Source organism: Shigella sp. FC1567 (assembly GCF_001743015.1).
Taxonomy (GTDB): Bacteria; Pseudomonadota; Gammaproteobacteria; order Enterobacterales; family Enterobacteriaceae; genus Escherichia; species Escherichia coli.
Window position 1 is genome coordinate 1 of the sequence record NZ_MIIV01000053.1, and the last position, 10847, is coordinate 10847.

Here is a 10847-nt window from a genome sequence, read left to right on the forward strand (position 1 = left end):
TGGCTGTTTTACGCGTATGACAGGATACGGAGGACGGTTGTGGCGCACGTCTTCGGTGAACGCACTCTGGCCACACTGGAGCGTCTTCTGAGCCTGCTGTCGGCCTTTGAGGTCGTGGTATGGATGACGGATGGCTGGCCGCTGTATGAATCACGCCTGAAGGGAAAGCTGCACGTTATCAGCAAGCGTTACACTCAGCGCATTGAGCGACATAATCTGAATCTGAGACAACATCTGGCAAGGCTGGGACGGAAGTCACTGTCGTTCTCAAAATCGGTGGAGCTGCATGACAAGGTCATCGGGCATTATCTGAACATAAAACACTATCAGTAAGTTGGAGTCATTACCGAAGAAACGTTGGTTGAAGAAGATAAAGCATTGTTGATTGGTAATGGTCTGAAGCTACGTTTGCTGGATGAAAACGCCTCGCCTTATACCTTCAATAAATATGCTGAATACGCCGATTTCACCAGCGACATGTTGGTCTACGAAAAAACCTATACAGCTGAACTTTCGTCCATTGCAGGTACCCCCATCGAGGCTGGGCCCTTCGATACAGTGGTGCTTTTTAAAATTAACTATAACTGATTTGCCATGATGCCCTTTGCAGCCGGAAAGGGCATCTCTTTCAGAAAATTGCTGATTTTCCTCTTTTCCTTGATTACTGTTATTTTTTCCTGGCCCGGCTTTCTTTATGCTGTATCGATACACCAAAGAGAAAATAATGAGGGAGCGAAGGATGCCAGTTTTGCAGTGGGGAATGTTATGTGTGCTATCACTTCTCCTTTCTATTGGTTTCCTCGCGGTACATCTCCCGGCGGCGCTATTACTTGGGCCGATGATCGCCGGGATCATCTTCAGTATGCGCGGAATTACTCTGCAACTTCCCCGCTCCGCTTTTCTCGCCGCGCAGGCCATTCTTGGCTGCATGATTGCGCAAAACCTCACTGGTTCGATTCTCACCACGCTGGCCGCCAACTGGCCGATCGTGCTTGCTATTTTACTGGTGACGCTGCTTTCCAGCGCCATCGTGGGTTGGTTATTGGTGCGCTATAGCTCACTGCCTGGAAATACCGGTGCCTGGGGTTCTTCTCCAGGCGGCGCAGCGGCAATGGTCGCTATGGCGCAAGATTACGGCGCAGATATTCGCCTGGTGGCGTTTATGCAATATCTGCGAGTGCTGTTCGTCGCGGGGGCCGCTGTTCTGGTCACCTGCATGATGCTGGGTGATAACGCTGAAGCGGTTAACCAGCAAATCGTCTGGTTCCCGCCAGTGAGCATTAATCTCCTGCTTACGATTTTGCTCGCAGTCGTTGCCGGTACGGCGGGATGCATGCTGCGTCTTCCTTCCGGCACGATGCTCATCCCGATGCTGGCGGGCGCAGTGCTCCAGTCTGGTCAGCTCATCACCATCGAACTACCGGAATGGCTGCTGGCGATGGCGTATATGGCAATTGGCTGGCGGATTGGTCTTGGTTTCGATAAACAAATCTTACTGCGGGCACTACGCCCACTACCGCAAATCCTGCTGTCGATTTTTGCTCTGCTGGCTATTTGTGCAGGTATGGCGTGGGGACTGACCCGGTTTATGCATATTGATTTTATGACTGCCTACCTCGCCACCAGTCCCGACGGGCTTGATACCGTGGCGGTCATCGCCGCAGGGAGCAATGCCGATATGGCGCTTATTATGGCGATGCAAACCCTGCGCCTGTTCAGTATTTTGCTGACGGGGCCAGCCATTGCGCGGTTTATTTCAACCTATGCGCCGAAGCGGTCGGCCTAGTGCTGGCAGCCTGGACACCAGTAAAACGGGCGCGAGGACAACGTGGTTTTCTCAATGATGCCGCCACAGCGTTCGCACAGTTCGCCATCACGATGAAAAACCTTAAAGCGAAACAGCGCCCCATGATGCTTATTCTCATCCACCTGCCCCCGCGTAGCGTAAGAAAACCGAGGAATCTCCAGTAACGCGTGTGCGAGTGCATCCAGTTGCGCCGCATTGAGATCTTTCGCTTTATGATTTCCAGTCAACCCAACCTGCCAGAGGATCTCCACCCGCAAATAATTGCCAAGCCCAGCCAGAAACGCCTGATCGAGCAGTAATCCTGCAAACTGACGGTTACGAAAGCGCGGTGACAATAACCGTTCCTTTACCACCTCCGGCGTCAGATTCGGATCCAGCACATCGGGACCAACGCGTTGTAAAAACGGATGCGTGGTCAGTTGTTCCGGCCTCAACATCTCAATATCCGAGGCGCTATAAAGCAGAATGGTTTTGTCAGCCGTTTGCAGTTTTACCCGCAATACTCGCGTGGTCTGCGGCTCTTCGCCGGTATCAACCACGCGCCAGACGCCGTAAAGCTGATTATGGCTGTAGAGCGTTAAGTCGTTGGAAAAATGAGTTAACAACGCCTTACCACGCGTTCCCACATGGGTAACGTGTTGACCGATAAGTTGTGATTGATAAGTTTTTAACTGCGGGAAGGCAAACCAGACATCAGTTAGTGGTTTGCCTTTGATCGCCGCCTCCAGGTTATCCGCTGCACGGCGGATCTCCGGGCCTTCAGGCATGGTGATATCCTTTTTTCATTCTTTATTAATCGGGGTTATGCTGCGACAACAATCTCCTTTTCGGCAAATGTAGAGCGTAGTCGGCGGGCGAACGCCAGTGCGTGCTCGCCGTCGCCATGCAGGCAGACTGTTTGCGCCGTGACCGTTGCCCATTCGCCGGTGATACTTTTGACTCTGCCGTGTTGCACCATCTCTAGCGTTTGCGCCAGCGCCTGTTCTTCGTTTTCAATCAACGCGCCTGGCTGACTTCGCGGCACCAGCGAGCCGTCAGCCTGATAACCGCGATCGGCAAACACTTCCTCGCGCGTTGTCAGGCCATATTGCTTGCCTGCACGAATCAGCTCGCTTCCTGCCAGCCCAACGAGAACCAATGCTGGATCGCAAGCGTATACCGCTCTGGCGATGGCGTCTGCCAGTTGTGCTTCTTTCGCCGCCTGGTTGTACAACATGCCGTGCGGTTTGACATGACGCATTACGCCGCCTTGCGCACGGCAATCGTTGCCAGCGCGCCAATTTGATACAGCGTCTGGGCGTAAACGGTTTCTGGCGGCAGCTGCATGGCGCTGCGACCAAAATTCCCTGTCGGGAAAACTCGGGTGAGCGCCAATCGCGACACCATTTTTTATTGCTTCACGCACGCAAGCCTGCATGGTTTGGGCATCGCCTGCATGAAATCCACAAGCAATATTGGCAGAGGAAACCAGCGTTAATAGCTCTGCGTCGCTGGCGCAGCCTTCGCCCAGATCGGCGTTCAGGTCAATTTTCATTGTGTAGCCGCCACGCTAATTGTTCGAAATAACGTTGTTGATCTTGCCGCGCTTTCAGTGCCTCTTCCAGTGAACACTGGACAAAATGAATCGGCTGACCGAGCGGAATTTGCGCCAGATGGTACATATCAGCCTCAATGATACAGGCAATACGCGGGTAACCACCGGTGGTCTGTGCGTCGTTCATCAACACAATCGGCTGCCCGTTATGCGGCACCTGCACCACACCCGGTAACAAACCGTGAGATAACAGTTCGCGATCGGTGGTGCGTTTTAAAATTTGCCCCTGTAAGCGATAGCCCATGCGGTTACTTTGCGGGCTAAGCTGCCAGGGCGAACGCCAGAATGCATCCTGCGAGGCGCGATCGAACTCATGATATTCCGGCCCCGGCAAGGCGCGAATGCGGTTGCCCCACAGCAGCTGTTTAACGCCCTGCGCTTCCATAAAATCACGCTTCGATTTGCCAATCGGGAGTCGGTCACCATCCTTCAGTAAACGGCCTTCCAGCCCGCCAATCCCCACGTTGAGATCGGTGCTGCATGACCCCATTACCGGCGGAACATCAATACCACCCGCGACCGCCAGATAACTGCGCATGCCGTGCTGCGGGCGTTTAAGCGTTAAACGCTGGCCTGCTTTCATCGGCAAGCGCCAGCCGGTCCAGACGGCGTTATCATCCAGCCGCGCTTCGCAACCGGCACCCGTCAGAGCAAACCACCCATCAGTTTCGAACTCAACCGTTAACTGACCGAGCGTGATCTCCAGCGCGGGGGCATTGGCGTCATTACCCACCAGCAGGTTAGCAATGCGTAACGCAGGCATATCCAGTGCGCCGCAGTGGCTGATACCCGACTGGCGAAAACCGTGACGACCGCCATCCTGCACAGTGGTATACATGCCCGCACGAATAATCTTCAGCATACTCCCTCCTTCTGCGGTACAAAGCGCACGCTGTCTCCCGGACGTAATAAGATGGGTTCGTCACGCGCCGGATCAAACAGGCTGAGTGAGGTATGACCAATCAACTGCCAGCCACCCGGCGTTGCCAGCGGATAAACACCAGTCTGCGGCCCGCCGATCCCGACAGAACCTGCCGGAACGAGCAAGCGCGGTTCAGCGCGCCGTGGCGTGTGTAGTTGTTCCGGCAAACTCCCGAGATACGGGAAGCCCGGTTGAAAACCTAAAAACCAGACCACGTATTCCACGGAGGAGTGCAATTCAACAACCTGTTTTTCGCTCAACCCGCAATGCGCCGCGACCACCGCCAAATCCGGTCCGCCTGCACCACCGTAAACCACCGGAATTTCAATAAAGCGAGACTCAGGTTCCAGGGCCTCGCTCTCCTCCCACCAGCGTTGCAAAAGCTCTATGGCATCCAGCGCCAGCGACTCAGGATTACGCAAAATCACCGTGATATTGTTCATGCCGGGAATGGCTTCAACCACATTCGGCATATCCACCAGACGCTGCGCCAGTCGCCAGATCCGTTTCTGGCTAGCCAGCGTCACCGGCGGTTCCAGTTCCAGCACTACCGCCGTTTCACCTATCAGATAACAACGCGCTCGTTGCACTTTCGATCCCTCTGATTATTCGTTATGCAGGATTAGGAATATCAATAAAGGTCACATCAAGATCGGTATTTTCATTCAGCCACTCGCTCAATGCGCGAATACCACCACGTTCAGTGGCATGGTGACCTGCAGCATAAAAATGCAATCCCTGCTCGCGGGCTGAATGAATGGTCTGTTCAGAAACTTCGCCAGTAATAAAAGCATCCACGCCAAAACGCGCGGCGCTATCGATAAAACTTTGCCCGCCGCCCGTGCACCAGGCGACGCGCTGGACCACCTCAGGTCCGGTATCGCCACACCATAACGGCTTACGTCCCAGACGCGCTTCAATCCAGGAGGCTAGTTCCAGTCCCGGCACAGGCATGGTCAGCTCTCCCCACGGCACCAACGGCTCAATTTCGCCCATGACCGTGATCCCCAGTAACGCCGCCAGCTGTGCGTTATTGCCCAGCTCAGGATGTGCGTCAAGCGGCAAATGCCAGCCATACAGGTTGATATCATTCGCCAGCAACGTTTTTAAACGGTTACGCTTCATTCCGCGAATGACCGGAGACTCTCCTTTCCAGAAGTAGCCATGATGCACAATGACCGCATCCGCGCCCAGACGCACTGCCTCATCGAGCAAAGCCTGGCTGGCGGTGACACCGGTAACAATTTTTTGCACCGTCTCTTTGCCTTCCACCTGCAAACCATTCGGCGCGTAATCACTAATCGCCGCGCTGTTCAGTTTTTCGTTAATCAGTTGTTCCAGTTCGGTGTTTTTCATCTTCGCGCCTTCCGTATTCTGATAGCTACACCGTTAACATAGCGTTACCTCGCCTGTTCGTCGATAGCCAATCTTTTGACATATTAATAAACAAACCCGACGCCAAAAGACGCAAATTGTTTATATCATCACGCTTCAGCTAATGTATATTTATGCAATCAGACAGCATATTGCATAAATAATCAGATCTGTATCAAAGTTTTAACTTTAAGGAAACACAAGCACGCCGCGCAACTATTACGTGACGTTGCCGTCAATTGTGGAATTATTATGAATAAACACGCATCACAGCCGCGCGCTATTTACTATGTCGTTGCGCTGCAAATCTGGGAATATTTTAGCTTTTACGGCATGCGTGCCCTGCTGATTCTCTATCTCACCAATCAACTAAAATACAACGATACTCACGCCTACGAGTTATTTAGCGCCTACTGTTCGCTGGTGTATGTCACGCCAATCCTCGGTGGCTTTTTGGCGGATAAAGTTCTCGGCAATCGCATGGCGGTGATGCTGGGGGCGTTATTGATGGCGATCGGTCATGTGGTGTTGGGTGCCAGTGAGATCCATCCGTCATTCCTCTATCTGTCCCTGGCGATAATTGTTTGTGGCTATGGTCTGTTTAAATCCAATGTCAGTTGCCTGCTCGGCGAGCTGTATGAGCCAACCGATCCGCGTCGTGATGGCAGTTTCTCGCTGATGTATGCAGCGGGTAACGTGGGGTCTATTATCGCACCTATTGCCTGTGGCTACGCCCAGGAAGAGTACAGCTGGGCGATGGGCTTTGGCCTGGCGGCGGTGGGTATGATCGCGGGTCTGGTCATTTTCTTATGTGGCAATCGTCATTTCACACATACCCGCGGCGTTAATAAAAAAGTACTGCGTGCGACAAACTTTCTCCTGCCTAACTGGGGATGGCTGCTGGTTCTGCTGGTGGCAACGCCTGCGCTGATTACCGTATTGTTCTGGAAAGAGTGGTCGGTATACGCCTTAATTGTCGCGACTATTATTGGCCTGGGTGTACTGGCAAAAATTTATCGCAAAGCAGAAAACCAGAAACAGCGTAAGGAGCTGGGGCTGATTGTGACGCTCACCTTCTTCAGTATGTTGTTCTGGGCCTTCGCACAACAGGGCGGCAGCTCGATTAGCCTTTATATCGACCGCTTCGTTAACCGCGATATGTTTGGTTATACCGTTCCGACTGCTATGTTCCAGTCGATTAATGCCTTCGCAGTTATGCTGTGCGGTGTGTTCCTGGCGTGGGTGGTTAAAGAAAGCGTCGCAGGTAATCGTACCGTGCGCATCTGGGGAAAATTTGCTCTTGGTCTCGGCCTGATGAGCGCCGGGTTCTGCATTCTGACCTTAAGCGCCCGCTGGTCCGCAATGTATGGTCACTCTTCTCTGCCACTGATGGTATTAGGCCTGGCGGTGATGGGCTTTGCGGAACTGTTTATCGACCCGGTTGCCATGTCGCAAATTACGCGCATTGAAATCCCCGGTGTGACCGGCGTATTAACCGGCATTTATATGCTGCTTTCCGGCGCGATTGCGAACTATCTCGCGGGCGTGATTGCCGATCAGACATCGCAGGCTTCGTTTGATGCTTCCGGGGCGATCAACTACTCCATCAATGCATATATTGAAGTATTTGATCAAATTACCTGGGGCGCACTGGCGTGTGTAGGACTGGTACTGATGATTTGGCTGTATCAGGCGCTGAAATTCAGAAACCGCGCGCTGGCGCTGGAGTCATAATAGGCCAGCACCATACCTGATAAAACGCTCGCTGCGTTTTATCAGGCTCCTTTCCTCGCTTCTTCGTACGCTGCCAGCGTTCGCAGCCTTGCCTCTTTGTGATCAACTATCGGTTGCGGATAATCCAGCATCACACCTGCTTTCTGCGCCCACTTCCACGGCTCATGCACCGCTTTCCCTGGTACATCGCGCAGCTCCGGTAACCATCGACGAATAAACTCGCCCTCACGGTCAAATTTCTCGCCCTGGGTTGTCGGGTTGAAAATACGAAAATACGGCGCTGCATCGGTTCCGGTTGAAGCGGCCCACTGCCAGCCACCGTTATTGGCTGCCAAATCACCATCAATCAGCTGCGACATGAAATATCGCTCGCCTTCGCGCCAGTCGATCAACAAATCTTTCACCAGAAAACTGGCTGTAATCATCCGTAGCCGGTTATGCATCCAGCCAGTGCTGTTAAGCTGACGCATGGCAGCATCGACAATCGGGTATCCCGTTTTGCCTTCCTGCCAGGCCTGTAAATGTGCGGGATTGCTCTGCCACTGCACACGATCCGTCCAGGCAATAAACGGACAATGTTTACACAACGAGGGGTAATACGTCATCAGATGACGGTAGAACTCGCGCCAGATCAGCTCACTAAGCCAGACACTACCGGCCCCACCGTCCAGCGCCTGCGGCTGTTCCGCCAACAAGCGATGCAAACACTGGCGAGGCGATAACCCGCCCGTTGCCAGGCTGGCGGACAAACGACTGGTGCCTTCCACTGCCGGAAAATCTCGTTGTTGCTCATATTCTCCGGCACCGTTCTGGCAAAACTGGCGTAATTGCGCAATCGCCGCTTTTTCTTCCACCGGGAAATGCGCAGTATCGAAAGACTGACGAGGATAATTCAGCGTAATGGATGGCGAGGGCTCTATCGATCCGCTACTACGAACTTTTGGCGCAGCGACGCACTCCGGCATCCCTTCCCGCAGCCGTTTCAGCCAGGCATTCTTAAAAGGCGTAAAGACTTTGTACATCTCGTGATTACCGGTCATCACCGCGCCAGGCGGCAGGATCACGCTGTCATCAAATCCTTCACACACCACGTTACGCAGCGCTCTTTCAACTTCCACATCCCGCGCCCGCTCATTCACTTCATACTGATAGTTATAAAACAGGTGGGTAACGCTGTTTTCCGCGCACACCTGTTTAACTATTTCGACACTGGCGACAAAGTCATCCACTTCACGGAACAATAAAGGAATACCTTTTTCCGCAAGCGCTATTTGTAGCCCATTCAGTTGAGCATTGATAAGTTCAGCCTGACGCGGCGACATGTTATGCGTCGCCCACTGGCGTGGTGTAGCGATATACAACGCCAGCACGCGTGCAGACGAATTGCTGCAGGCGGCAGCCAGTGCGAGATTATCGTGCAAACGTAAATCCTGGCGAAACCAGACCAGATGGGTAGTCATAAAACTCCTGAATGGCGCAAGTTAATCACACGCGGCCAAAGTTCGAAATAACGCTGCCCTGAAAGCCAGGCGTCAGGATAAAGCGCCATATAGTGTTTGATACGCATCAGCGGCGCAAGAAGTGGTTGCTCGCCACGGCGATAACTGTCGATAAGCGCAGCCAGCTGCTGGCGTTCTGTGGAATCAATATGCGGGCGAAAATAACCCTGAACGTGCATCAAAACATTGGTGTGATCGCGCGGGTTGGCGGGGTGAGAAAGCAAAACAACTACGCGTTGGCGGTACTGGTTGTAATAGTCATCCAGATTTTGCCACTGGTGAATATCAGCCACGAACGGGCCAAGTTTGCGGTACTCCGGCTGAGAATGCGCCAGAAAGACGAGTTTATAGCGGCTGTGATAATCGAGAAGCGCCCCGCGCGTTAAGCCATGTTCTTTCAGTCGATGTAACTCATGAAGGGCAAAGATACGGATTAGGGTGCTGTCATCAAATCGTTGTAGATTCATTACTGCTCCTGAACGGTATAAAGGAGTAAGTGTAGACGATGGTAAATGAATTTTATGGGGCAGAGTTTTTGCGGGGAAGTATTTTGTTGGTAAAAATATTATCAACTTCATCTGAGCGAGAATTATTCTACTATTTCCCGAGCTGCATTCATTTTTTGTATTTTTTATTTTTAGAAAATAACAGTTCTCAAAGCTTAATTACCTCACTATTAATTGTATTTCAAACTAACAATCGCACTCCATTTTCTCTCTTTAAAAAACATAAACACTGTTAAAACAAATATTTATTTCGTTATCTTAAATGCTATTTCTACATCACTCGTCCTTATAATCAAATTATTCTTATTCATAGCTATTTTTGCAGGTTTAAAATAGCGGCTTTCACCAAAGTCAGCCATGAAAATTAGACTACAAGTTCTCCCAGCCTTTGCACATGAGAAAAACCACCCATCAACTCTATTTATTCCTGAACCTTTAACACCATAATAAATCAGAATTTCTGGGTATTGTTCATCCTTCACGTTTTCATATTTTTGGTATTTAATTGAAAACCAAGAGTCTATACTGCCAACATCTTCAAAAAATATTGGAGCTGATGTTTCCGCATGAACATATGCAGAAAATGCTAACAAAATGGCAATACTTAGTTTGGTAAAAATATCGTTCCACACTTTTCAGGATAATCTATTGGGGGGAAGGGATCTTTTCCTCTAAATCTAATTGCTCCCACTCCTTGTTTGTCAGACCATTCGCCATTTGCATCCTGACGATACCAGTGATAATCCCCTCCCATGCCTATAAAATTGTGAGGACGAATAAACAATTGAGCTTTATGGTAACCAGATGGACAACTCCCATTATCTAAATCCTTGGCACCATCATTTTTTGACGCTTCAAAAATACTACCGCAAGTGAGTTTAGAAAACTCTTTTCCAGATAATTCTCCAGGTTGTAATCCTCCGCCGCCAAAAATCCTACTCCCAGGGTTTCCATACCTATTTAGAGCATATGAATAACAATTATTTACGGCAAGATAATACGGATCTGAATTTAGGTCTCGATTGAATACTGGAGCAGGTTTATCAATTAAGCCCAGCGGATCGGTAATGACTCCAACTTACTGATAGTGTTTTATGTTCAGATAATGCCCGATGACCTTGTCATGCAGCTCCACCGATTTTGAGAACGACAGTGACTTCCGTCCCAGCCTTGCCAGATGTTGTCTCAGATTCAGATTATGTCGCTCAATGCGCTGAGTGTAACGCTTGCTGATAACGTGCAGCTTTCCCTTCAGGCGTGATTCATACAGCGGCCAGCCATCCGTCATCCATACCACGACCTCAAAGGCCGACAGCAGGCTCAGAAGACGCTCCAGTGTGGCCAGAGTGCGTTCACCGAAGACGTGCGCCACAACCGTCCTCCGTATCCTGTCATACGCGTAAAACAGCCA

General features: G+C 51.2%; 10 protein-coding genes and 3 pseudogenes. 4 read left to right on the forward strand and 9 right to left on the reverse strand.

Annotation, left to right across the window (positions count from 1 at the left end):
* From BHE85_RS04415 to BHE85_RS04425, 3 genes and pseudogenes are all read left to right on the forward strand, one after another.
* Positions 1 to 333 (forward strand): annotated as a pseudogene (locus BHE85_RS04415) (IS1-like element IS1X2 family transposase); the annotation flags it as partial.
* A 12-nt stretch (positions 334 to 345) separates the two neighbouring features.
* A pseudogene (locus BHE85_RS04420) lies at positions 346 to 588 on the forward strand (type 1 fimbrial protein); the annotation flags it as partial.
* A 151-nt stretch (positions 589 to 739) separates the two neighbouring features.
* Positions 740 to 1786: an AbrB family transcriptional regulator gene (locus BHE85_RS04425; RefSeq protein WP_004981508.1), complete on the forward strand. Its 1047-nt coding sequence runs from the start codon at positions 740 to 742 to the stop codon at positions 1784 to 1786.
* On the opposite strand, the gene nei is transcribed toward BHE85_RS04425, so the two are convergent.
* Genes nei through ybgI form a run of 5 tightly spaced genes read right to left on the reverse strand, consistent with a single transcriptional unit; the run spans position 1783 to position 5679 of the window.
* On the reverse strand, positions 1783 to 2574 hold the full coding sequence (gene nei / locus BHE85_RS04430; protein ID WP_001114039.1) for an endonuclease VIII: 792 nt from the start codon (positions 2572 to 2574) through the stop codon (positions 1783 to 1785). The genes BHE85_RS04425 and nei overlap by 4 nt on opposite strands.
* A 35-nt stretch (positions 2575 to 2609) precedes the next feature.
* Positions 2610 to 3341, reverse strand: a complete 732-nt coding sequence (gene pxpA, locus BHE85_RS04435) for a 5-oxoprolinase subunit PxpA (RefSeq protein WP_242412315.1) — start codon at positions 3339 to 3341, stop codon at positions 2610 to 2612.
* Positions 3331 to 4263: a 5-oxoprolinase subunit PxpC gene (gene pxpC, locus BHE85_RS04440; RefSeq protein WP_000912736.1), complete on the reverse strand. Its 933-nt coding sequence runs from the start codon at positions 4261 to 4263 to the stop codon at positions 3331 to 3333. The genes pxpA and pxpC overlap by 11 nt, the downstream gene beginning before the upstream one ends.
* Positions 4257 to 4913 (reverse strand): 5-oxoprolinase subunit PxpB, encoded by a 657-nt coding sequence (pxpB, locus tag BHE85_RS04445; protein WP_001188327.1) that lies wholly within the window; start codon positions 4911 to 4913, stop codon positions 4257 to 4259. The genes pxpC and pxpB overlap by 7 nt, the downstream gene beginning before the upstream one ends.
* Positions 4914 to 4935: 22 nt before the next feature.
* Positions 4936 to 5679, reverse strand: coding sequence for a radiation resistance protein YbgI (ybgI, locus tag BHE85_RS04450; protein ID WP_000798871.1), 744 nt, complete (start codon positions 5677 to 5679; stop codon positions 4936 to 4938).
* 270 nt (positions 5680 to 5949) lie between these two features.
* Between ybgI and dtpD the strand changes: the two genes are divergently transcribed.
* Positions 5950 to 7431, forward strand: coding sequence for a dipeptide permease DtpD (gene dtpD / locus BHE85_RS04455; protein WP_001032713.1), 1482 nt, complete (start codon positions 5950 to 5952; stop codon positions 7429 to 7431).
* 41 nt (positions 7432 to 7472) lie between these two features.
* Here the strand turns inward: dtpD and phrB are convergent, their stop codons facing one another.
* From phrB to BHE85_RS04485, 4 genes and pseudogenes are all read right to left on the reverse strand, one after another.
* Positions 7473 to 8891, reverse strand: a complete 1419-nt coding sequence (phrB, locus tag BHE85_RS04460) for a deoxyribodipyrimidine photo-lyase (RefSeq protein WP_000207161.1) — start codon at positions 8889 to 8891, stop codon at positions 7473 to 7475.
* A complete protein-coding gene (locus BHE85_RS04465) occupies positions 8888 to 9397 on the reverse strand; it encodes a YbgA family protein (protein ID WP_001053305.1) in 510 nt (169 codons plus the stop codon). The genes phrB and BHE85_RS04465 overlap by 4 nt, the downstream gene beginning before the upstream one ends.
* A 284-nt stretch (positions 9398 to 9681) precedes the next feature.
* The gene (locus BHE85_RS04475; protein ID WP_000266986.1) at positions 9682 to 10068 is read right to left on the reverse strand and encodes a hypothetical protein; all 387 of its coding nucleotides are present in this window, start codon (positions 10066 to 10068) and stop codon (positions 9682 to 9684) included.
* Positions 10069 to 10514: 446 nt separating this feature from the next.
* Positions 10515 to 10847: pseudogene (locus tag BHE85_RS04485) on the reverse strand (IS1-like element IS1X2 family transposase); the annotation flags it as partial.

Bases quoted from the DNA above. Each gene is read 5' to 3' on its own strand.
- BHE85_RS04425 (WP_004981508.1), top strand. From the start codon at position 740: ATGCCAGTTTTGCAGTGGGGAATGTTATGTGTGCTATCACTTCTCCTT.
- nei (WP_001114039.1), bottom strand. From the start codon at position 2,574: ATGCCTGAAGGCCCGGAGATCCGCCGTGCAGCGGATAACCTGGAGGCG.
- dtpD (WP_001032713.1), top strand. From the start codon at position 5,950: ATGAATAAACACGCATCACAGCCGCGCGCTATTTACTATGTCGTTGCG.
- ybgI (WP_000798871.1), bottom strand. From the start codon at position 5,679: ATGAAAAACACCGAACTGGAACAACTGATTAACGAAAAACTGAACAGC.
- phrB (WP_000207161.1), bottom strand. From the start codon at position 8,891: ATGACTACCCATCTGGTCTGGTTTCGCCAGGATTTACGTTTGCACGAT.
- pxpC (WP_000912736.1), bottom strand. From the start codon at position 4,263: ATGCTGAAGATTATTCGTGCGGGCATGTATACCACTGTGCAGGATGGC.
- BHE85_RS04465 (WP_001053305.1), bottom strand. From the start codon at position 9,397: ATGAATCTACAACGATTTGATGACAGCACCCTAATCCGTATCTTTGCC.
- pxpA (WP_242412315.1), bottom strand. From the start codon at position 3,341: ATGAAAATTGACCTGAACGCCGATCTGGGCGAAGGCTGCGCCAGCGAC.